Here is a 23,457-nt window from a genome sequence, read left to right as displayed (position 1 = left end):
TTCTATTCTGCCTGCGGCAATTCCTTGGCCCGGAATTCGAACAGCTCGCGGAACGCCCCCGGCACCAGCGCCGATAGCGGATTGATCTTGAACTCGGGCTTGTCCAGCGGCCCCTGCACCGCAAAGGTCACGCCCACCAGGCCCTCGCCATCGCGCCCGCCCAGGATCGGGCCGAGCAGCGGAATCTTCTGGAACACGCTGTTGAGCCCGAACAGCGGCACATAGGTGCCCGTCAGGTCATATTGCTTCTGCTTGGTATAGATGAACCCGCGCATCGTGCCGCCCACCGTGCTGCCGGTCACCATGGCATTGCTCACCTCTACCCGGTCTGAGCGCCGCAGAAAATCAACCTCGGCCACATCAAAATCGAGCCGGTTCTGCCGCGCAATTGCCGCCCGCGAATCCGAGTGATTGCCCAGCACCTGCGCAACATTGGCCTCATCGACAATGGCAAAGTCGCGCATCAGCAACTGCCCCATCTCGACATCCTGATCGCGATCGGTGGTCAGCACCAGATTGCCCGACCCACCCGCAAGCTGGGAATAGACCCCCAGAAAGCGCAGGATCGTGCCGGCATCATTGAAGGCCACCGAAATCGTCCGCCCCTTCGGCGCCGGATTGCTGGTCACCGACAGCCCATTGCCGTCATTGAACTGCCCGGTCAGGCTGGCCTCGCGCACATCGCTACCGCGCAACCGCAATGAGAGATCAAGATTGAACGCCGTGGTCGCATAGAAACCCAGCGCCCGCTCAAGCTCGACATCGAGCACAATGGTCTGGTCCAGCTGGGTGGCCTGCACCCCGCCCGCCCCTTCATTGAGCCCGAAGAACCGCTTCAGCATCGGCTTGAGATCAAGCTGGGTGCCGCCAATGCGCACCGCATAGCCGCCATCAAGCGGCGCGACCGTCAGCCGCGCACTATCGCCCTGGCTCAGCGCAATCTGGCTGAAATCGGCCGACACTAGCCCCTTGCTGGCATCGACTTCCATCTCGCCCAGTGCCCGCACACTGCCAAACGACAGGTCAATCCCGCTCAGCGCGGTGCGCTGACCGTCCTGGCGCACAATCGCACTGAGCGAACCGGCCGTACCGGCTGCCTTGGTGATCCCCAGATCCTTGATATTGAGCGCGGCATCCTTGAGGTCGACCGCCATTTGCAGCGTTCCGTCAGCCGCCGGCTGCGCCACAAAGCGCACCTTGCCCGAGAGGAACTTAGAGGCATCCACCCCCATCTTGGCCAGCTCGGCCACATCCAGGGTCGAAGACAGCCGGAACATCGGATCAGTGGTTGGGGTACCACCGATTTCCACGCGGGCCGGGATGCCGTCGATCTCCGCCGTTCCACCCAGCTGATAGCCGTCCTGCGATGCGCTGAAGGTCAGCTGGCCATTGCCAATGCTGCGATTTTCGATGGGCTGGGTGCTGGTGAAATCGGCCACCGTGCCGTTGAGCACGTAGTCAAAGCTCATCTGCCGGCCCGATGCCTCGTCCGGCAGATGGATCGTGGCCACCAACCCCGCATCAACCACCCCGGTCAGTGCTTTGAGATCAAACGGCAACTCGGCATTGGCGAGCAGATCGGGCTGCTGGCTTTCCACCAGATCGAGCAAGGCCGGAATGGCGCTGGTGATATCGCCGGAAACCTCGACGATCCGGTCGTCGAGCTGCGAATTGTCGATAATCACCGCCGGATTGGCGACCACGATCGTGCCGGCTTCTGTCGCCAGTCGCCCACCACCCGCCGAAATGGTGACATCGGCATCATCGATCTGCAGCCGCGTCTCGCCGCCCACCGCAATCGGTGCCATCGCCGCGGTTGGCTTGACCGCCACCCCCTCGCCCACCAGATCGATCTGAATCGCGCCATCGGGGATCGGCTTGTTCTCGCCCTCTTCCCCCATCGAGCCGACGGGAAACCTGAATGCCATGCGCGCCGTCTTGACTGCGCCTTCGGTTACATTGGCCACAAACCAGTCGCGGCTTTCCGGCGCCATCACGTAGGGCCACAGGCGTTTCATGTCGTCCGCGCTGACGCCCTGCCCGGCGATCGTCATGTCGATCCCCAGCCCGGCCTGCAGCATGTCCATACGGCCCGCGGCCTCCACCAGAGCCGCGCCCTTGCGCGCGATCAACCGATCAATGCCCAGCGCCCCGTAAAGCGGTGCCGACCAGCCCGAGAACTCCACGCTGTCAAACGGCGTTTGCGGCGCTTCCATATCTTCGGGGTGGATGACGACCTTGCTCGCGTTCAGCGCAATACCCAGCGTCGGCCCATAGGTCGGGTCCAGCCCCATCGCAAAAACGCCCGACACCCGAGCCGAACTATTGCCAATCTGAAGCGCCGCATCCTCTAGGGAAAACTGCCCCGAACCCGGCGTCCAGTTGATATCCATGATCGAACTGGCGATCGGAAAATAGGCATCCTTGAGCCGCAGATCGAGCCCGGTCAGGTCGACCTTGAACCGCCCATCGACCAGCTTGCCGCGCGCGCCATCGAAATTGACGTCAATCGACAAGGCCCCGGCGCCACGCAGCGCCGCCATACTGCCGGCATCGTCGATAAAGGGCAGAAACGCCGCGAAATCGATATTGGCTACATCGGCCTCGAACCGGGCATTGCCTGCATCGTCGAGCGTGCGCGACACGCTGCCCGACAGCCGCCGTCCACCCAGTGTCGCCGAGAACGTGCCGTGCGTATCCTGCAAATCGGCAGATGGGCCTATCTCCAGGTTGATGTCCTCAAAGCGGCGGAACAGCCCATAGACGGAATCATGCATGCCCACGATGCCGTCACGCACGCGCAGCCGCGAGAACCGCCCCTGCGCCGCTTGATCCACCAGATCGGCAATACCCACTTCGCTGGCTTCGAGATTGTAGATCAGCCAGTCATTGTCCGAGCGCATGGAAATGGGCGCTGCAGCCGCGCCCAGATCAATGCCCTCTGATCCGATATCAACCGTGGGAAAGGCGTCATCGCCCTCCTGAACCCGGATAATGGGAGGGCCGCCGCCGGGGTCTTCCACCAGTTGAAAGCTCGTCAGCCGGGGCCCGAACAGATCCTGCACAATCTGGATGTGGGGTTTGACGATGGTCACCGTCGCGCCAGGCTGGCCGAACAAGGCCCGGGTCGGCGAAAAGCCGACTTCCAGCGCATCCATGGCGACCCGCGCACCAGTCTTGCTGTCGGTGAACAATACCGGCGAGAATTGGATGACCGGCCACACACCGTTTTCCAGCGCCAGCGCCATGGGACCCAGCGTCAATTGACTGGTCGGCGGCAGCGCCGAACTGGCGGCCGCCTGTGCCGCCTCACTGCCGAATGGCAGGCGGATCGGCGTGATCAGCAGCACCAGATAGAGCAGCAGCGACAGAAGCGCCGGAATACCCAGAACCCAGACCGCGATTTTGGCTGTATGGCGCACAGGGTGGCGCTTGGCTGGCGCCGCCTTACTGTCGGGGGTGTCTGGTGGTAAGATTGACGCGCTCACTTGCTTCCAGAACCAGGCTCTGCCGATATCTTCTGGCGCCCAAAGGAATCAGGCGCGTTATGCGCTCTAATGCCCAATGATACCGGCTGTTTTAGGGCACCGACACCCACATTTTTCGAGCATTCACTGATAGGACGCGTCATGCGCCAACTCGCAACAGGGGACAAAGCGCCAGACTTTTCCCTGCCCCTCGACAATGGCCGTGACTTTCATCTCGCCGCCCACACAGGCAGCCCCGTCGTATTGTTCTTCTACCCGCAGGATGGCACGCCCGGCTGCAATGACGAGAACCGCGAATTCTCCGATCTCGCTGACGAGTTTACCGCCCTCGGCGCCACTCTTGTCGGCATCTCCCCCGACACCATTCAAAGCCATCAGAAGTTTCGCGCCAGACACGATCTGAAGGTGCCGCTCGCCGCCGATCCCAATCGTGTTGCCATCCAGGCCTACGGTCTGTGGCAGCTCAAGAAACTCTATGGCCGTGAGTTCATGGGGTTGATCCGCACTAGTTTCATCATCGCTGCCGATGGCACCATTGCCGCGGTAATCAAGGCTACCCGCATACGTGGCCACGCTCAAAAAGTGCTCGATACCCTGGCAGAACACCTGTCCGAACAAGGCGCCAAATAGGCTTTATTAACCACGGCGCGCCATACTCTGCTTACCATAAGTGTGGTGCGACGGGGATGTAGAGTGCGTAATCAAGCCAGTTTCGGGCGGACCGACAAAGGTCGCGACAAATCGACCAGACCAGCCCGTCGCGGCGTCCATCCCGCCCTGTTCTACACCATGTTCGCACTGCTGCTGGGCGGCAATGGACTGCTCGGCACCGCGTTTCTGCTCTCGCCCGACATCTCCCGCCTGCTCAATGGCCAGAGCGAACAGGTCGTCCAGGCCTATGAAGACCGCATCGCCCAGCTCCGCGTCGAAATCGACCGCCTGCACTCGCGCAGCTATGCCCAGGCCGGCGACGTCAACCTGCAGCTCCAGGAACTGGCTCAGCAGCAGGAAGTTCTGCTCGAACAGCACCAACTGGTCCGTATTCTGGTCGACAAGGCTGGCGAACTTGGCATTGAAGCGGCTACGCTCTCCCAGCCAGCCCAGTCCGACATGCCGCTCGCCTTTCTGGCCAACCCGGCTATTGGCGGCAACCCCGACATCGACGCGACCGCCGCAGCCGTCAACCAGATGATGGACGAAACCCAGTTTGCCATGACCTCCATCGCCGAGACGGCCGTGGCCCGCACCGACAGCATTGTCGCCGAATTGAGCGATCTGGGCATTCGGGTTGATCTGCCGGCAGGTGAAGCCGGCATGGGTGGCCCACTGCTGGACGCCGTCGACAGCAGCGAAAGCTCGCCAATGGTCGATGACGCCAATGCCGTGATGGAAGCGTTGCTGCGTTACAAGGCGGCGCGCGACAGCATCGAGGGTGCGCCCGTCCACATGCCCATTTCCGGCAATTATCGCCGCAGCTCGACCTTCGGCAACCGCACCGACCCGTTCACCGGCAACCGCGCCTTCCACTCCGGTCTCGACTTCGCTGCAGCGTCAGGCACACCCGTCTATAGCGCGGGACGCGGTGTCGTCACTTTCGTGGGCACCCGCTCGGGCTATGGCAAGGTGGTCGAGGTCACCCACGATGGCGGCCTCGTAACCCGCTACGCGCATCTGTCGGGTTATCTCAGCAAGGAGGGCCAGCGCGTCAGCACCGGCACCCCCATTGCCAAGGTCGGCTCAACGGGCCGGTCAACCGGCCCGCATCTGCATTTTGAAGTGCGCAAGGGCGACAGCGCCATCAACCCCAAGGCCTTCCTTGATGCTGGTAACCGACTGTCAGCCCTGTTGAGCTAACGCCTACTCGCTCTCCACATCAGTCGCCACGCCCACACGTTGGGCAAGCGCGGCTTCCATGAAGCCATCCAGATCACCATCCAGCACCAGCGACGGCTGGCCGCTTTCCACGCTCGTACGCAGATCCTTGACCATCTGGTAGGGCTGCAGGACATAGCTGCGGATCTGGTGACCCCAGCCGATCTCGGTCTTGCTCGCCGCCTGGGCGTTGGCCTCTTCCTCGCGCTTCTGCAGTTCGGCTTCATATAGCCGCGATTTCAGCATGGCCATGGCCGTCGCACGGTTCTTGTGCTGGCTACGCTCCTGCTGACAGGCCACGATAATGCCTGACGGAATATGGGTGATGCGGATCGCCGAGTCCGTCGTATTGACGTGCTGACCACCAGCGCCCGAGGCGCGATAGGTATCGACCTTGAGATCGGCTTCGCGGATCTCGATATCGATGGAATCATCGACCACCGGATAGACCCAGACGCTCGAGAAGCTGGTGTGGCGCCGCGCAGCCGAGTCATAGGGGCTGATGCGCACCAGACGATGCACGCCGCTCTCGGTCTTCATCCAGCCATAGGCGTTGTGGCCCTTGACCAGAATGGTGGCGGACTTGATGCCAGCTTCTTCGCCATCGTGCATTTCGATGACGTCGACCTTCATCTTCCGCCGTTCCGCCCAGCGGGTGTACATGCGCAAAAGCATGTTGGCCCAGTCCTGGCTCTCGGTACCGCCGGCACCGGAGTGGATTTCCACATAGCAATCATTGCTGTCCACTTCGCCTGACAGCAGCGTTTCGATCTGCCGGCGTCGCGCCAGCTGCTTGAGCTCAAGCAGGGCGTCTTCGGCTTCCTTGACCACCTCGGCATCGCCTTCCAGCTCGCCCAGTTCGATCAGCTCGGAATTGTCGCGAATCCCTGCTTCCAGCTCGCGCACGGATTTGACCGCCACGTCGAGCTCATCGCGCTCGCGCATGGTCGTGCGGGCCTTTTCCGGATCATTCCAGAATTCGGGGGATTCAGTCTGCGCCGTTAGCGCGTCGAGGCGTATTTCTGCAGTATCCCAGTCAAAGATGCCTCCTCAGCAGGGTCAGAACCTGCTCGATTTCGGCGACGGTCTTTTCGATTTCCGTGCGCATTGAATCTATCCTGTATTAGCGGCGCCCCGTGTAGCCGACCCGCCCGCCGCGATCAAGCTAGCGCTGGCTCTTGTGGAATTTCCGGATCGCCGTATCGCGCTTGAGCCGCGACAGCCGGTTGAGGAAAAACACCCCGTTCACCTGATCGATCTCATGTTGGGCAACCCGCGCAGCAAAGCCCTCAAGCCGCATCGTTTCGCCATGGCCTTCGGCACTGTCAAAGGCGATCTCGGCCCACTCGGCCCGCTCGATCGGCACTTCAATGCCCGGCATTGAGACCGAGCCCTCGGGGCCGAAGGCCTTCTCATCCGCCAGTGCGACAATCCGCGGATTGAACATCACGCGATAGTCACGCGCCGCGCCCTGCCCGGCCAGGCTGACCACCACCACGGGCTCCAGCAGTCCGATATGGACTGCCGCCAGCCCATAGGCTTCAACGCTGGCAGCCGCCGCTTGCAAGGCTACACCCGCCGCGCGCATCCCATCGTCAACTGCGCGCGCAGCCGCCGCCTGGGTCAGGACCTGATCGGGATAGACGGTAAAGTCCGCCATCTAGAACAGCCCGCCACGTCCAAGATTGGGATCGAGATACTGCCCATTGCCGCTCGGCTGGGTAATCCCGCCGCCATATTGCTGCTGCATCTGCTGCTGGCGCTGGATGGCATCGAACGTATTGACGTCCAGCCCGATCACCGAGGTCATCAGATTGGGGCCGGTTCCGGGTTTGAACGCTTCCTCAATGGCCGCTTCGCCATCAAATGCCTTCACGCCCGAATTGGGATTGATCCAGGCCGTGCTCATGCCCGATGGCACCTTGAACTGCGTGGCCGGCTTGCCCTCAAGCGCCTTGCCGACAAATTCGGTGAAGATCGGGACCGCGAACGAGCCACCTGTCACCGAGCGTCCCATCGACCGCGGCTGGTCGTAACCGACATAGACGCCCACCGCCAGTTCGGGCGTAAACCCGACAAACCAGGCATCCTTGTAATCATTGGTTGTCCCGGTCTTGCCGGCCACGGGCCGGTTGAGCACCTTGGCGGCGGTACCGGTGCCGCGCTGCACCACGCCTTCCATCATCGAGGTGATCTGGTAGGCCGTCATCGGGTCGAGCACCTGCTCGCGATTGTCCACGATCAGCGGCTCACCCTGCCCTTGCCAGCCATCCGCCTTGCAGCCCTGGCACAGGCGCTGGTCATGCTTGTAGACCGTCACGCCATAGCGATCCTGCACACGGTCGATCAGTGTCGGCACAATCTTGCGCCCGCCATTGGCGATAGTCGCATAGGCCGCAGTCATCCGCATATCGGTGGTTTCACCCGCGCCCAGCGCCATCGCCAGCACCGGCTGCATGGTGTCATAGACGCCGAACAGGCGCGCATATTCGGCCACCAGCGGCATGCCGATATCGCGCGCCAGCCGCACTGTCATCACGTTCCGGCTGCGTTCAATGCCGCGCCGCAGCGTCTGCGGGCCGTAAAACTCCTGCGCGTAGTTTTCCGGGCGCCAGATCGAGCCATCGCTATTGCGGATTTCAACCGGCGCATCGAGCACCACCGAGGCCGGCGTATAGCCATTGTCCAGCGCCGCTGCATAGACAATTGGTTTGAACGAGGAACCGGGCTGCCGCAGCGCCTGGGTCGCCCGGTTGAATTCGCTCAGCGAATAGGAGAAACCGCCCACCATGGCCAGAACGCGTCCGGTGCGTGGATCCATCGCCACCAGCGCGCCCTCGATCTCGGGCACCTGTTCAAGCGTATAGATCCCGGTCTTGCCCGCCACAGGCGAGACATACACCACATCCCCCACCTTGAGAATGTCCTGTACCGGCTTGGAAACCCACTTGATTTCCGGACCGGACAGCGTGCCCTCAAGCCGTTCGTCCGACACCCCGCCGCCCGCGGCACCATCCGGGCGCAGCCCGATGCGCGCCTCGTTCTGGCCCAGCTCGAGCACCACGGCGAGTTGCCACTCGGGCACATCGCTCAGCGGCGACACCTTGTTGACGTCGATGCCCCAGTCCGAGCCCAGCTCGATGCTGGCCACCGGCTCGCGGAACCCCTTGCCATGGTCATAGGCAATCAGCCCGTCCATCAACGCCTGGCGTGCATAGCCCTGCAGTTTGGGCTCCAGCGTCGTGCGCACCGACAGCCCGCCGCCATACAGCTGGTCCTCGCCATACAGCTTGGCCAGCTCGCGCCGGACTTCCTCGGTGAAATACTCGGCCGAATAGAGCTGGCTGCCGCCCGAACGCGGAATGACATTGAGTGGCTCGTCCTTGGACGCGGCGCCGTCCTTGGCGCTGACATAGCCATTCTCGACCATGCGATCGATCACCCAGTTGCGGCGCTCAATGGCCGCCTGCGGGCGTCGGAATGGATGGTAATTGTTCGGCCCCTTGGGCAGCGCCGCGATATAGGCGGCCTCGCTCAGCGTCAGCTGATACAGCGCCTTGTCGAAATAGTTCAGCGCCGCCGCCGCCACTCCATAGGAGTTCAGGCCCAGAAAGATCTCGTTGAGATAGAGCTCAAGGATCCGGTCCTTGGAAAAGGTCGATTCGATCCGGATCGCCAGCAGCGCTTCCTGCAGCTTGCGATCCCAGGTCTGGTCCGCGGTCAGCAGGAAATTCTTGGCTACCTGCTGGGTGATCGATGAACCGCCGCCCTGAATGGTATTATTGCCATCCAGCCGCGCCAGCGCATTGTCACGCAGCGCGCGGAAAATGCCATCAATGGCGATGCCGCCATGGCTGTAGAAGTCCTTGTCCTCTGCCGACAGGAACGCCTCGATAACAAGCGGCGGCACCGTCTCGATGGGCTGGAACAGCCGCCGTTCGCGGGCAAATTCGGCCAGCAGCGTGCCATCGGCCGCATGTACGCGCGTCGTCACCGGCGGCTGATAATCCTTGAGCACGGTATAGTCGGGCAGTTGCGAGGATACCGACGTCAGATAGATGACGCCCCCGGCAACCGCGACCAGGGCCAGAAACATTCCAAAGCCGAACAGCCAGCCGATCAAGCGCAGCATATAGTCAATTTCTCCGCAGCGCCGCCTCGTATGGCCAGAAACGCTTGATGGTCAATGCGGTGCCGCCTCTGGCGCACCGGGATAGTTGGCAGAATCATAGCAGACGCGGGCCCCAAAGTGGATCACAAGCCCGCAACGTCCCCACGCTTCCACCGCTTGCTCGCCGTCGTGGCCGAATTATCACATCACTGCGGGGCACTCAGGCTGTCAAAATAGCTCGAAATCCCGCGTGCCAGCGCATCCGCTGTCCGGCTCTGCCAGTCGCCCTGCAGCAGATTGGCCATGTCGCTGGCATTGGACAGAAAGCCCAGCTCAACCAGAACGGAGGGCACGTCGGGCGCCTGCAGCACAAAAAAATCGGCCTGCCGCACCGGAAACCGCCGCAGCGTCACGCTGGGCTCGAGCTGATGCACGATGGACTGGGCCAGCGTATAGGACTGGTGCCGCATTTCGCGCCGCATCAGGTCGAGCAGGATGTCGACCACCTCGGGCGCCATCTGCGGCATGGCAAACCCGGCGATCACATCGCTCTTGTTCTCGGAGTCGGCCAGCACCTTGTCCAGCACGTCGGTGGCGTTCTCGTCGCGCGTATAGACACTGGCGCCGCGAATTTCGGGCTGCTGGAAGCTGTCGGCATGGATCGAGATGAAAATGTCGGCCTTGTTGGTCCGCGCCAGCGCAACCCGCTCCTCAAGGCGCAGAAACGTGTCATCCTCACGCGTCAGCGCCACGTCGAACCGGCCCGAATCCACCAGCAATTGCTGCAGCTTGAGCGCAAAGGACAACACGATGTCCTTTTCCTTGATGCCCCCGGCCGCCTCGGCGCCGCTGTCAATGCCGCCATGACCGGGGTCAATCACTACCAGCGGACGCGTTGCGATTGGCAGTTCCGAACCGCCCGCCGGCGTGGAGCTGTCGGTCACGGGCACGACGGCGCCCAGTGCCGCCATATCCTGCGCCGTCGCCAGGTCCCGCGCGACATTGGTCGCAAACTCGCCGGCGCTGGCCGGAATGATATCTACAACCAGACGCGCGGGCTGATCTTCGAACGGATCGAGCACATAAGCCTGCTGTACCTGGGCGGGCGCCGATAGCATCAGCGTGGTGCGCACCCGGTCCGGGCCAGCCTGCTCCACCCGATATTCGGAGATCACGCCTTCTTCCGAGGGCGTCGCCACCGGCTCTGGCACCGTGAGGGTGGCCGCGCGCACGTCAATGGCCAGTCGATCCGGCTCACTCAGCGAAACCAGCGAGAATTCGGTCTTGGCGGCCAGATCAATGACCAGCCGGGCGCGCTCGGGCGTCACCGTAACCCGCACATCCATCACATTGGGCAGGCCAACGGGCGCCGAAACGGGCGCCACCGCCTCTTGCGCCAGGCTGCCAACCGTCATCGACATCAGGCAGACCAGCAGTGGCAACAGCAGAATACGCATGGAATGGAACAAGAGCAGATCGACCCCTAAATCTGAATGCGCTGCATCTCCCATCCGCTTTGGGCGATTCTGCGGCGCATCTGGCTCTTATGCGATGATTTGCCCACCGGGCCAACATCCGCTCTGCCATCGGCTCGCCTATGCCCAGACAAATCGCCGTCATGGCTGGGTTTTGGAGTTTCCTGTTGCCATTTGGTCGCGACGCCCCTACACGCTTATGGTGAAGCGCAAGCTTCTCGGTGCACCTGTTTTTGCAGCTTAAAGCTCACAACGGCGGAACGAGAAGTGGCCGGGACGCGGGACGAAGAGACCCGCTGACCCTGGCTTGAAAGCGGCAATTCTTGCGCTTTTATACGAATTTCGGTCCCACTCGGGCCGGACGGTTGCCCGTTGATCCTCGGATACAGGCAACCCAATAGGAAGAGGTCAGATGGCCCGCAGTCGGACAACACGCGACGCGATCGAACAAGACGATTGCCGCTTTGTCACGCTGCAACTTTCAGCCATGACCAATCATATCGGCGCGCCCAAGGCAGAGCTTCTGCGCGCACTTACCCCCAAACCATTCGCCTCGCACTGCGCTACCAGAAGGATGTCGGCTATCCGGCGCCCTCTTGTCGGCGCGCGAGCGCGCGGAGTTAATTATGGCTACCAAGAGAATGCTGGTGGATGCCATCCACCCGGAAGAAACACGGATCGTCGTTACCGCAGGTAACCGGCTCGAGGAGTTCGACTTTGAATCGGCGACCCGCCGCCAGTTGCGGGGTAACATCTACCTCGCCAAGGTGACGCGCGTTGAGCCGTCCCTGCAGGCCGCCTTTGTCGACTATGGCGGCAATCGCCATGGCTTCCTGGCCTTTAGCGAAATCCACCCAGACTATTACCAGATCCCCGTTGCTGACCGCGAAGCCCTGCTGCGCGACGAAGAACACGATGACGAGCACGCGGAAGACTCCGAGGATACCGGCGCGGCAGAAGCTGCAGCCGAGACCGATGGCGATTCCGACAGCGCTGACGGGGAAGACGAGAGCCACATCGAACAGGCTCCAGCCAATTCCGAACCGGTCGAATCGATCGGTGGCGCCGATGCGCTTGAGGAAGTGCCAGAGCGTCGCCGTCAGAGCCACACCCGCAAGCACTACAAGATCCAGGAAGTCATCAAGCGCCGTCAGGTCATGCTGGTGCAGGTGGTCAAGGAAGAGCGCGGCAACAAGGGCGCTGCCCTGACAACCTATCTCTCGCTGGCTGGTCGCTATTCGGTGCTGATGCCCAATACCGCTCGCGGTGGCGGCATCTCGCGCAAGATCACCAACGCTGCTGATCGCAAGCGCCTCAAGGAAATCACGTCCGATCTCGAAGTACCCCAGGGCATGGGCGTCATTCTGCGCACCGCCGGTGCGTCACGCACCAAGGCCGAGGTCAAGCGCGACTTTGAATATCTGATGCGCCTCTGGGAGAGCGTGCGCGAGCTCACCCTCAAGAGCCAGGCACCGTGCCTAGTCTATGAGGAAGGCTCGCTGATCAAGCGAACCATCCGCGATCTCTACAACAAGGAGATCGACGAGGTCTTTGTGGCGGGCGACGACGCCTTCCGTGAAGCCAAGGACTTCATGCGCATGATCATGCCGAGCCACGCCAAGAACGTGCAGCTCTACAAGGATGATCAGCCGCTATTCTCCAAATATGGCATCGAGGCACAGCTCGACTCCATGTTCTCGCCCACGGTCACCCTGCCTTCAGGCGGTTACATCGTGATCAACCCGACTGAAGCGCTGGTTTCGATCGACGTGAACTCGGGCCGCTCCACCAAGGAGCACAATATCGAGGACACCGCGCTCCAGACCAACCTGGAAGCTGCCGATGAAGTCGCGCGCCAGCTCCGTCTGCGGGATCTGGCCGGTCTGATCGTGATCGATTTCATCGACATGATGGAAAACCGCTCCAACCGGGCTGTCGAGCGCAAGCTCAAGGACTGCCTCAAGGACGATCGCGCCCGCATTCAGGTTGGCCGCATCAGCCATTTCGGCCTGATGGAAATGAGCCGTCAGCGTATCCGCTTTGGCGTCGTTGAAAGCTCCACCCACAAGTGCCCGATGTGCGATGGCACCGGTCTGGTGCGCTCGGTCGAGTCGCTGGCGCTGATGATCATGCGCAATATCGAGGAACACGTGCTGCGCCGTCAGGGCCAGTCGATCAACGTGCGGGTGCCCGTCGAGGTCGCCCTCTACATCCTCAACTTCAAGCGCGAGACCCTGACCACGCTGGAAATCCGCAACCAGCTATCCATCACCATCACCGCTGATGGCAAGATGACCGGTCACCAGTTCGCCATCGAGAAGGGCGATGCCCGGGTCATCGCCTATGCCGAGCAGCGCGCTGCCGAGCATGTCCGCGTCGATAGCGCCATCATCGAAGACGATGCTGACGATGATATCGTCGACGAGGTCGAGGACGAAGAAGCCGAGGAAAAGGCCGCATCCAACGCCGACGCTGGCGAAGGTGAAGGCCGGACGCGCCGTCGTCGCCGTCGCCGTCGTGGCGGTGCCGAGCGCGGCGAAGAGAATGGCCAGCGTCCACCCCAGCAGCGCGCCGCACAGGCTCCTGCCGAAGGCGCTGAAGCCGATGCTGATGCCGAGGCCGAAGACGGCGAGGAAAACAGCGCTCGTCCCACAGCTGAAGATGCTGAAGGCGCCGATGGCGAGCCGCGCAAGCGCCGCCGCCGCGGTCGTCGTGGTGGCCGCCGCAACCGTCGCGATGGCGAAGAGGGAACCGAACAATCCCCAGCCACCGGTGAAACCGCGCTGACACCTGAAACTGTCGATGCAGTGGCCGACAAGCTGCTGGTCCAGGAAGAACTGGCAGCACCCGCCGAAGCTGCTCCCGTAGAAGCGGCAACCGCTGAAGCTGTTGAAGTTGCGGCAGAAGACGCACCGGCTGAAAAGCCCAAGCGGACCCGCCGTCGCAAGCCGGCAGCGGGCAAGCCAACCTCGCCAGCCGAAGTGGCCGCTGTTGCCGCTGAAGCCGCTGCTGCGGCGCCAGACGCTGCGGCCGAGGAAGCGCCGGCCGAAAAGCCCAAGCGTAAGCCACGGGCGCGCAAGCCCAAGGCCACTGAAGCAGCCGCTGAGGCAGCGCCAGAGGTCAGCGTCGCTGAAGCTGCACCCACAGCCGAGCCTGCACCAGCGCCAGAAGCTGCCGCAGCCGTTGAAGCCGCACCCGAGGCGCCAGCCAAGCCACGCCGCGCCAAGAAGGAACTGCCTGAAGAGGGCGTTGTGGTTTCATCCAGCGCCGCACCGAGCGAAGCCGAAGCGGCTGACGAACCGGCACCCAAGAAGAAGGCCGGCTGGTGGCAACGCCGCCTTGGCCTGGGCTAAGACAGACAGAAGGCGGCCCTCGGGCCGCCTTCATTGTTTTGGGGGGCTGCGAGCGCGCCAACCGGCCTCAATGGGCTTTGTGGACATCCTCGCGCCGCAAGATATGGACCCCTTCCTCGACCGTGCGCATAATGAACAGACGGGCATGGGGTTCTTCCGCCTGACGTTGCGCCGGACCAGGCCCGAACCTGTCCATGCGGTGACGGTCAGGCCCCAGATAGGTGCGGGTTTCGACATAGAGATGTTCGCGCCCGATCTGGCTTGCCAGCCGATGCGCAATAGCGGACCCCTCGCCCGGCACATTGATCACATCGTCAAAGCCCATCTCGATGCCGGCTTTGATCTGCGCTGCCGACGCGTCGCGCAAAAACATCACCACCGGCGCATAGGCCAGGCTGACTGAGGGAAAGTGGCGCAGATCGCGCAGCAATTGCATGCGGGCGGTATTGGCGAAGTCGAAATGGACCAGAAAGAATACCAGGCGGTGATTGAAAGGCTCCGGCTTGAGCTTGGGTGAGTGGGCTATCACCGCGCCGAAGCGAAGCCGTTCGGCAAGTCGCATAAGCGCCTCGCCATCTACCTTGTTCTGGGACACAACAATGGCAACGCAATGCGCCAGAACACTCGGATCAACCGGTTGTGCATGCATGGCCGGACCTCCTCGTCCTCCCGCCAATGCACTCTAGCACCGCAAAGTTGCGTCAATGTCAGTGTTGCGACGCACTTCATAGGTTCAGTGCTAACAGTCTGTTAGCGTAAAAACCCGCTCATGCGCTCAAGCGCCAGCGCAATTGTCTCGCTTTTTCCCGCATAGGACAGCCGCACATAGCCCTGCCCATTGACCCGATCGAAATCGATGCCAGGCGTCATCGCCACGCCCGCTTCCTCCAGCATGGCTTCGCAGAACGCCATGGAATCATTGGAGAATTTGGAGATACCGACATAGGCATAGAACGCCCCGTCGGACGCCCCGCCGACATCAAATCCCAAGGCGCGCAGCCCGTCGTCGAGCGCCAACCTGTTGTTTGCGTAGCCCGCTTTCTGCTCTTCGGCATAATCGCGCTCCCCCAGCGCCACAGTCGCCGCAATCTGGCTCAGTGTCGGCGCTGAGATAAACAGGTTCTGCTGCAGGATTTCGGCCCGCCGCACCAGCATTTCAGGCAACACCATCCAGCCAATGCGCCAGCCGGTCATGCAATAATACTTTGAGAAGCTATTGATAATGATAGCTTTTTTTGTCAGCTCCAGCGCGCTGACGGAGGGACCGCGATAATCGAGACCGTGATAGATCTCGTCTGAGATCATAGTTATCCCCAGACGCTCGCAAGTGGCGATAATGTCAGCCAGCCCTGCCCGATCAATTGCGGCACCGGTGGGATTGGCCGGGCTGGCAAACAGCAGCCCTTCAAATGGCTGCTCCGCATGAGCGGCTGCAATATCAGCGCCGGTCAGGCGCCAGCCATTGCTGACGGACAGCGGGATTTCGGTGATACCGAAGCCCAGCCCGAGCAGCGTGTTCACATAGGCCGGATAGCCCGGCCGGGTGATGGCGATCCGCGCGCCGGGACGAAACGCCGTGTGGAAGGCCAGGATAAAACCGGCCGATGACCCCATGGTGCACACAATGACGTCGGCATCCACAACCACGTCATGCTGGTTCTGGTAGTAGGCGACAAGGCCCTCGCGCAGCTCGCCCAGGCCCTTGGCATTGGTATAGCCCTGTGCCTGCGGCAACGCCTGACGCACTGCTTCGAGCACCTTGGGCGCCGGCGGCGAACCGGGTTCGCCCACCTCGAGATGGCAGATGCTGCGCCCGCTTGCCTCAAGCACCTTGGCGCGCTTGAGAATTTCCATGGCGTGAAAGGGCATCAGCCCGTCGGCGGGAAGGTCGGTCATGCACACTCCTTGACCCCATCCGCCTATCGCGAACTGCCCCGCCCCTCAACAACAATTGATGGGCACACCAAGTACCTGTTCACTCCCCCCTGCTAATCTGGCTTCAGCTCTGCTAGAAGGCAGGCGTTTCATCAGGACCGGAGTTCCAACCAGCCATGTCACGCGTCACCATCGCTCTCGTCGCCCTTGCGGGTATCCTTGCTGGCGCCCTGGGTTATGCCACAATCATCCAGCCCGCCCCGCAGACGGACAGCGTGGCTGTGCAGGCCATGATTGATGACGCAATCACCGCCTATGACGCCCAGCGCAGCGCCACCATGGCTGCCGCGCCTGCTCAGGAAGTCGCCACGCTCGACGCCGACATCATCAACCCGATGATCGAATCCTTCCTGATGAGCGATCCAAAGATCCTGCAGCGCGTCTCGGTGGCGCTTGATTCGACACTGCGCGCCGAAGAACGCAGTCAGGCCACCGCCGCCATTGCCACCATGCAGGAAGCGATCTTCAATGACCCCGGTCAGGTTGTGGTCGGCAATCCCGATGGTGATGTGACCCTGGTCGAGTTCTTTGATTACAATTGCGGCTACTGCCGCTCGGCCCTGCCCGACCTGGCCACCCTGCTGGCCGAAGATCCCAATCTGCGCGTGATCTTCAAGGAATTCCCCATTCTTTCCAACGAATCCATCGATGCCGCCCGCATCGCCGTGCTGGTTGGTGATTCTGACGTCGACTACTGGAGCTTCCACGAAGCGCTGTTCACCAGTCGCGGCAAGGTCGACAAGGATGTGGCCCTGGCGGCCGCAGCCGACCTGGGCCTGAGCCCGGTCAGCCTTGAGCTCGATATGGGCACTGACAGCGTCTCCAGGACGATCCAGACGTCCTATGAGATCGCCAAGGCGCTCAACATCACCGGCACCCCGACCTATATCATCGGCAATGAGGTCATCCCTGGCGCCATCGGCGTGGATGAACTGCGCCAGCGTATCGCCAATATGCGCGAATGCGGCGAAACCCAGTGCGATAGCTGATCGGTCATAATCTACCGGGTTCTTTGCGTTTTCGGTGCATTTCGTGTAACCGCGCTTGCTTCAGCACGAAGACCCGGTGCACAAGGCAAAAATTATGGCAAAGCGCGTTCTCGTCCTCAACGGCCCGAACCTCAATCTGCTCGGCACGCGCGAGCCGGATATCTATGGCGCGCAAACGCTCAAGGATATCGAGGCTCTGTGCAAGCAGACAGGCACTGAACAGGGCCTGACAATCGACTTCCGCCAATCCAATCACGAAGGCGAGCTGGTCACCTGGATTCAGGATGCCCGCAAGACCGCCGACGCGATTATCATCAATCCGGCAGCCTATTCCCATACGTCCGTAGCCATCCACGACGCGCTCAAGGCCGTCGGGCTGCCCGTTGCAGAAGTGCATCTGAGCAACATCCACCAGCGCGAAGCCTTCCGGCACCATTCCTATGTGTCGGCTGTGGCGTTCGGTGTCATTTGCGGCTTTGGTGTCACCGGGTATACAATGGCGCTCATGGCGCTCGCCGAAAAACTCAAGTAACGATCAACGCGTAACGCGCGGGAGACCGACAAGAATGACCAAGTCATCGCAAGTGGATCAGGATCTGATCCGAGCCATCGCCGAGCTGCTGAACAAGGAAGATCTCGCCGAGATCGAAATCGAGCAGGAGGACTTCCGGGTCCGTGTCACCCGCTCATACCCCAATGAAGGCGTAACCTACGCAGCGCCGCAGCATTATGCGCCCGCACCGGCGGCAGCGCCTGCCGCCTCGATGGCACCAGCTGGCTCGGTTCCTGCTGCAGCGCCTGCTGCCGCTGAAGATCTCGCTTCCAACCCCGGCACACTGACCTCGCCGATGGTTGGCACCGCCTACACCGCACCAGAGCCAGGCAAGGCGGCTTTTGTTTCGGTTGGCGCCAAGGTGACCGAGGGTCAGACGCTGCTCATCATTGAAGCCATGAAGACCATGAACCAGATCCCCGCACATCGCTCGGGCACCGTCACGCGCATCCTGTTCGAGGACGCCCAGCCGGTGGAATACGGCGAGCCACTCGTCGTCATCGAGTAAGGGGAACCCCATGTTCCAAAAGGTCCTGATCGCCAATCGCGGCGAAATCGCATTGCGCATCCTGCGCGCCTGCAAGGAGCTCGGCATCCAGACCGTGGCGGTGCACTCCACCGCTGACGCCAATGCCATGCACGTTCGCCTTGCCGACGAAAGCGTCTGCATTGGGCCGCCGTCCGCCAAGGACAGCTATCTCAACATTCCCTCGATCATGGCTGCCATCGAGATCACCGGCGCAGACGCCGTGCATCCCGGCTATGGCTTCCTGTCCGAGAATGCTCGCTTTGCCAAGATCCTGACCGAGCACAAGGTGACCTTCATCGGTCCCTCCAGCCACCATATCGACATCATGGGCGACAAGATCACGGCCAAAAAGACCGCCGTCGAGCTTGGCATTCCCGTGGTTCCCGGCTCGCCCGGCGCGGTTGAAACCGAAGCTGAAGCCAAGCGCATGGCCAAGGAAATTGGCTATCCCGTCCTGATCAAGGCCACCGCTGGCGGTGGTGGTCGCGGCATGAAGCTGGCCAACTCCGAAGACGACGTGTTGACCGCCTGGTCCACCGCACGTTCCGAAGCTGCTGCTGCTTTCGGCAATGGCTCGGTCTACATGGAAAAATACCTTGGCAAGCCGCGCCACATCGAAGTCCAGATACTGGGCGACGGACAGGGCAATGCGGTGCATCTGGGCGTTCGTGACTGCTCGCTGCAGCGCCGCAATCAGAAGGTTTGGGAAGAGGCCGGTGGCCCCACCATCAAGCCGCAGGAACGCGACGAAATCGGCGAAATTTGCGCGGTCGCCATGCGCAAGCTGAAATACTCAGGCGCTGGCACGATCGAATTTCTCTACGAAGACGGCGAGTTCTATTTCATCGAAATGAACACCCGCCTGCAGGTGGAGCATCCAGTCACCGAACGCATCACCGGTATAGACATCGTCTATGAGCAGATTCGCGTCGCTTCGGGCGAGAAGCTGTCCATCACCCAGGACAAGGTCCAGTTCAACGGTCATGCCATTGAAGTGCGTATCAATGCCGAAGACCCACAGACCTTCGCTCCTTCGCCCGGCACGATCACCTTCTACCACCCCGCAGGTGGCGTCGGAATTCGCGTCGATTCGGCGGTTTATCAGGGTTACAAGATCCCGCCCTATTACGACTCGCTCATCGGCAAGCTGATCGTCTATGGTCGCACCCGCGACGAGTGTCTGCAGCGCCTGCGCCGCGCCATTGACGAGTTCGTAATCGACGGCATCAAGACCACGCTGCCGCTGTTCCAGCGTCTGATCAAGGAGCCCGACATTCTTTCGGGCAATTATGACATTCACTGGCTTGAAAAATACCTGGCCGAGAACAAGGTCTGATCTACCAAAGGGGCGCACTGCGCCCCTTTCCTTTAGACCCAAGGTGCGTCATGTCCCGCCCAAACCCGTTCGAACTTGAGATCACCCCTGAATTGATCGTGCGCGCCTATCAGGCGGGCATCTTTCCCATGTCTGAGGACGCTCAGGACGAGAACCTGTTCTGGGTCAGCCCGGAGCAGCGCGGCATCATTCCCCTGGACGGCTTTCGCCTCTCCACCAGCTTGCGCAAGGCAATCCGCAAATCCGGTTTTGTCACCAAGGTCGATACCGATTTCGAAGCTGTAATCGACGCCTGTGCCACAGTGGGCGCAGACCGCGACACGACCTGGATCAACCGCACCATCCGGTCAGTCTATGGCGAGTTGTTCGAACGCGGTGTGGCCCACACGGTTGAGGTCTGGGACGGCGCCGAACTGGTCGGCGGACTTTACGGGCTCGCCATTGGCGGCGCCTTTTTCGGGGAATCCATGTTCCACCGCCGTACCAATGCCAGCAAGATCGCCATGGCCCATCTGGTGGATCGGCTCAACACCGGTGGCTACGTGCTGCTCGACACCCAGTTTCTCACCGATCATCTGGAATCGCTGGGCGGCATCGAAATCCCCCGCGAACTCTATGAAGAGCGCCTTGCCGATGCACTCCTGCTGCAGGGCGACTGGTCAGCCATCGACCGAAACTGACCGCCCAACGCGCAACTGACCCGTTACCGATAACGCAGTGGCAGAAACGAAAAAGGCCCCACCAGTTGGCGGGACCTTTGGTGTTTTGGGGGCTTGGCGCAACCTAGTGGTTGTCGCGCGGCACGCCCTCACTCTGAGCAATCCGCTGATACTTCTCGGCAGGCTTGAGGATGGCGCCATCACCCAGCTGGCCAACGATACCGCGCTGGATTTCCTGCCATGGGGTCTGATGCTTGGGATACTTATAGCCACCCGAAGCTTCCAGATCGGCTCGCCGTGTGGCGATCTCTTCGTCCGAGATCAGAATGTTGGCCTGCCCCTTGTTCAGATCGATCCGAACCCGATCGCCAGTCTTGAGAATGGCCAGATTGCCACCCGCGGCAGCTTCTGGCGAAGCGTTCAGGATCGAGGGTGAGCCGGAGGTGCCGGACTGACGACCATCGCCAATGCACGCGAGCGCTGTAATACCCTTTTTGATCAGATAGCTGGGTGGCCGCATATTGACCACTTCGGCCGCGCCGGGATAGCCGATCGGACCAGCGCCGCGCATGAACAACAGCGTGTTTTCGTCGATTTCCAGCGCCGGATCATCGATCCGGTGGTGATAATCTTCCGGACCATCAAAGACCACCGCCTTGCCCTCAAACATGCCTGGATGGGCTGGGTTGTTGAGGTAGCGATCGCGGAACTCGGGCGAGATCACGCTGGTCTTCATGATGGCATTGTCGAACAGATTGCCACGCAGCACCAGGAAGCCTGCATCCACCTTGAGCGGGTTGTCGAAGTGACGGATGACCTTGTCGTCCTGAATGGTGGTCGCGGCGCAGTTTTCGCCAATGGTCTTGCCGTTGACTGTCGGCGCACCCTCACGGATCAGCCCCTGCCCCATCAACTCATTGACCACCGCCGGCACACCGCCGGCATGATAGAAATCTTCGCCCAGATATTCACCGGCGGGCTGCAGGTTCACCAGCAGCGGCACCTTGTGGCCGTGGGTCTGGAAATCCTGCAACTCGAGCTCAACGCCCATGTGCTTGGCGATGGCCTGAATGTGGATCGGCGCGTTGGTCGAACCACCAATGGCCGAATTGACCACGATGGCGTTGACGAAATTGTCCTTGGTCATGACGTCAGAGGGCTTGAGGTCCTCATGCACCATGTCAACGATCCGCTTGCCGGTGCGATAAGCCATTTCCTGGCGATCACGATAGGGCGCGGGAATTGCCGCCGAACCGGGCAATTGCATGCCCAGCGCTTCCGCCAGCGAATTCATGGTCGAAGCCGTGCCCATGGTGTTGCAGAAGCCGGTCGAGGGGGCCGATGAGGCCACCAGTTCGATGAACTGGGCATAGTCGATTTCGCCGGCGGCCATCATCTGGCGCGCCTTCCACACAATGGTGCCCGAGCCAGTGCGCTCGCCCTTGTGCCAGCCGTTCAGCATGGGGCCGACCGACAGGGCAATCGACGGAATATTGACGGTAGCAGCACCCATCAGCATGGCGGGCGTGGTCTTGTCGCAACCAATGGTCAGCACAACGCCATCAAGTGGATAGCCGTACAGAACTTCAACCAGACCAAGATAGGCCAGATTGCGATCCAGCCCCGCCGTCGGACGCTTGCCGGTTTCCTGAATCGGATGCACCGGAAATTCGATGGCAATACCGCCCGCTTCGCGAATGCCTTCACGCACGCGCTCTGCCAGAACGATGTGATGACGGTTGCAGGGGCTCAAATCCGAACCGGTCTGGGCAATACCGATAATGGGCTTGCCTGACTGCAGCTCTTCACGCGAAACGCCGAAATTCATGTAGCGCTCAAGATAGAGAGCCGTCATGTCCGGGTTCTCTGGATTGTCGAACCAGGCGCGCGAACGCAATTTGTTGCCCGCTGAATCGCCGTTACCTGCCGTCATTTTTGAACTTCCTTGCTGCTCCTCACCGTGCGCACGCAGGCGCCGGGATTTGCCAACGTTCTAGCATGGCTGGACGCGCTGTGAATGGTCTTTGGTAGAAAAAATCATACTTATGCGCAAAGTCCAGAAATCCCGCGAAAATCTGTCGGAACGCTCACACGGACTTACCGGACGACGAGACAGGACGATGCTTCGGAGAGCAGGTTTGACGACGACCGGGCCGGATATTCGGTCTGGCTGAAATGAGATTCAGCCATTAGGGTCGCGCCAAATTTGGGCGACGGAGGGGAATTCGTGACGAATATCGTAGACTGGGTCGCCGTTGATTGGGGCACATCCAACCTGCGAGCATGGGGCATTGCCCCTGATGGCAGCGTGGCGCTGGAGCGGCAATCGGCCAAGGGCATGGGTAAGCTGACTCGCGAGGAATTTCCCGCCGCACTTATCGAGGTGCTTGATGGGGTTACGGCTGCCGGCGGGGGAGCACTGGACGTGCTGATCTGTGGCATGGCCGGCGCGCGTCAGGGCTGGCTCGAGGCCCCTTATCTTGAAACTCCCACCGATTTGCGCGGTCTGCTGGCCGGCGCTGTCCACCCTACAATGCCTGACGGACGCTTCGCCCCGGCGATTCTACCCGGCGTTTGCCAAAAGGCGGGCGCTGACAATGTCATGCGCGGCGAAGAGACCCAATTGCTCGGTCTTGCGGCTCTTGAGCCCGGCTTTTCCGGCATGGTTTGCATGCCCGGCACCCACTCCAAATGGGCCCGTCTTTCGGGGACCCGCATTGACCACTTCTCAACGGCGATGACCGGCGAAATCTACGAAGTCCTGCGTACCCACTCGGTCCTGCGCCACTCCATGAACGGGGACCTCGACGGTCCCGGCCGAGCGGAGGGCTTTATAGCAGGCGCCCGCGCCGGTCTGGACCACCCCGAACAATTGCTCGGCACCCTGTTTCAGGTACGCGCCAGCGCCCTGCTGTCAAATCGTCAGCCTGACTGGTGCGCCGGCTATCTCTCGGGTCTGCTGATCGGCACTGAAGTCGCCAGCAACCGCCATTTGATCGGCCAGCAGGCAGTGCCATTGATTGGCTCACCCAGCCTGTGCGCCCTTTACGCCCAAGTCCTTGAAATGATTGGCGCCACCGGGTTGCCGCAGGACACCACCAATATTGTGCTGGCGGGCCTGAAGGCCGCGCGCAGCTACGCCGCCTAGGAGCCGCTT

17 protein-coding genes are annotated in these 23,457 nt (G+C 61.5%); 9 read left to right on the top strand and 8 right to left on the bottom strand.

The genetic code is table 11. The annotated features are described in order from the left end of the window. Nucleotides 1–2: 2 nt before the first annotated feature. On the bottom strand, nt 3–3,488 hold the full coding sequence (locus tag KD146_RS18455; protein WP_212657774.1) for an AsmA-like C-terminal domain-containing protein: 3,486 nt from the start codon (nt 3,486–3,488) through the stop codon (nt 3–5). 141 nt (nt 3,489–3,629) lie between these two features. On the opposite strand from KD146_RS18455, the gene KD146_RS05805 reads away from it, so the two are divergent. Then, nucleotides 3,630–4,118, top strand: coding sequence for a peroxiredoxin (locus KD146_RS05805; RefSeq protein WP_212657773.1), 489 nt, complete (start codon nt 3,630–3,632; stop codon nt 4,116–4,118). A 63-nt stretch (nt 4,119–4,181) separates the two neighbouring features. Then, nucleotides 4,182–5,342: a M23 family metallopeptidase gene (locus KD146_RS18450; RefSeq protein ID WP_212657772.1), complete on the top strand. Its 1,161-nt coding sequence runs from the start codon at nt 4,182–4,184 to the stop codon at nt 5,340–5,342. Nucleotides 5,343–5,345: 3 nt separating this feature from the next. Here KD146_RS18450 and prfB read toward each other — a convergent pair. The 4 genes from prfB to KD146_RS05780 all read right to left on the bottom strand — a co-directional run bounded on the left by prfB (nt 5,346) and on the right by KD146_RS05780 (nt 10,928). Further along, a protein-coding gene (gene prfB / locus KD146_RS05795) for a peptide chain release factor 2 (RefSeq protein ID WP_212657771.1) occupies nt 5,346–6,468 on the bottom strand; the annotation gives its coding sequence in 2 pieces (ribosomal slippage) (nt 5,346–6,398 and nt 6,400–6,468; 1,122 coding nt in all). Between the two features lie 57 nt (nt 6,469–6,525). After that, nucleotides 6,526–7,020, bottom strand: a complete 495-nt coding sequence (locus KD146_RS05790) for a peptide deformylase (RefSeq protein ID WP_212657770.1) — start codon at nt 7,018–7,020, stop codon at nt 6,526–6,528. After that, nucleotides 7,021–9,492, bottom strand: a complete 2,472-nt coding sequence (locus tag KD146_RS05785) for a penicillin-binding protein 1A (RefSeq protein WP_212657769.1) — start codon at nt 9,490–9,492, stop codon at nt 7,021–7,023. Between the two features lie 185 nt (nt 9,493–9,677). Beyond that, a complete protein-coding gene (locus KD146_RS05780; protein ID WP_212657768.1) occupies nt 9,678–10,928 on the bottom strand; it encodes an N-acetylmuramoyl-L-alanine amidase in 1,251 nt (416 codons plus the stop codon). Between the two features lie 644 nt (nt 10,929–11,572). On the opposite strand from KD146_RS05780, the gene KD146_RS05775 reads away from it, so the two are divergent. Beyond that, on the top strand, nt 11,573–14,299 hold the full coding sequence (locus tag KD146_RS05775) for an Rne/Rng family ribonuclease (protein WP_212657767.1): 2,727 nt from the start codon (nt 11,573–11,575) through the stop codon (nt 14,297–14,299). 67 nt (nt 14,300–14,366) lie between these two features. Here the strand turns inward: KD146_RS05775 and KD146_RS05770 are convergent, their stop codons facing one another. After that, the gene (locus KD146_RS05770) at nt 14,367–14,948 is read right to left on the bottom strand and encodes a hypothetical protein (RefSeq protein WP_212657766.1); all 582 of its coding nucleotides are present in this window, start codon (nt 14,946–14,948) and stop codon (nt 14,367–14,369) included. Nucleotides 14,949–15,049: 101 nt separating this feature from the next. Then, nucleotides 15,050–16,195 (bottom strand): pyridoxal phosphate-dependent aminotransferase, encoded by a 1,146-nt coding sequence (locus KD146_RS05765; protein ID WP_212657765.1) that lies wholly within the window; start codon nt 16,193–16,195, stop codon nt 15,050–15,052. 155 nt (nt 16,196–16,350) lie between these two features. On the opposite strand from KD146_RS05765, the gene KD146_RS05760 reads away from it, so the two are divergent. The 5 genes from KD146_RS05760 to aat all read left to right on the top strand — a co-directional run bounded on the left by KD146_RS05760 (nt 16,351) and on the right by aat (nt 20,321). Continuing rightward, entirely contained in the window at nt 16,351–17,223 is an 873-nt protein-coding gene (locus KD146_RS05760; RefSeq protein ID WP_212657764.1) for a DsbA family protein, read from the top strand. 94 nt (nt 17,224–17,317) lie between these two features. Then, nucleotides 17,318–17,755: a type II 3-dehydroquinate dehydratase gene (gene aroQ / locus KD146_RS05755; RefSeq protein WP_212657763.1), complete on the top strand. Its 438-nt coding sequence runs from the start codon at nt 17,318–17,320 to the stop codon at nt 17,753–17,755. Nucleotides 17,756–17,789: 34 nt separating this feature from the next. Beyond that, a complete protein-coding gene (gene accB, locus KD146_RS05750; RefSeq protein WP_212657762.1) occupies nt 17,790–18,284 on the top strand; it encodes an acetyl-CoA carboxylase biotin carboxyl carrier protein in 495 nt (164 codons plus the stop codon). Nucleotides 18,285–18,294: 10 nt separating this feature from the next. Continuing rightward, a complete protein-coding gene (gene accC, locus KD146_RS05745; protein WP_212657761.1) occupies nt 18,295–19,641 on the top strand; it encodes an acetyl-CoA carboxylase biotin carboxylase subunit in 1,347 nt (448 codons plus the stop codon). 50 nt (nt 19,642–19,691) lie between these two features. Then, nucleotides 19,692–20,321, top strand: a complete 630-nt coding sequence (aat, locus tag KD146_RS05740) for a leucyl/phenylalanyl-tRNA--protein transferase (RefSeq protein ID WP_212657760.1) — start codon at nt 19,692–19,694, stop codon at nt 20,319–20,321. Between the two features lie 103 nt (nt 20,322–20,424). Here aat and KD146_RS05735 read toward each other — a convergent pair whose 3' ends face one another. Then, on the bottom strand, nt 20,425–22,233 hold the full coding sequence (locus KD146_RS05735) for an IlvD/Edd family dehydratase (RefSeq protein ID WP_212657759.1): 1,809 nt from the start codon (nt 22,231–22,233) through the stop codon (nt 20,425–20,427). 294 nt (nt 22,234–22,527) lie between these two features. Between KD146_RS05735 and KD146_RS05730 the strand changes: the two genes are divergently transcribed. Next, a complete protein-coding gene (locus KD146_RS05730) occupies nt 22,528–23,448 on the top strand; it encodes a 2-dehydro-3-deoxygalactonokinase (protein WP_212657758.1) in 921 nt (306 codons plus the stop codon). Nucleotides 23,449–23,457 lie beyond the last annotated feature (9 nt).

The organism is Devosia litorisediminis, from assembly GCF_018334155.1.
Taxonomy (GTDB): domain Bacteria; phylum Pseudomonadota; class Alphaproteobacteria; order Rhizobiales; family Devosiaceae; genus Devosia; species Devosia litorisediminis.
The sequence above is the reverse complement of the archived record's forward strand: the minus strand, read 5'-3'. Positions and strand labels throughout refer to the sequence as shown.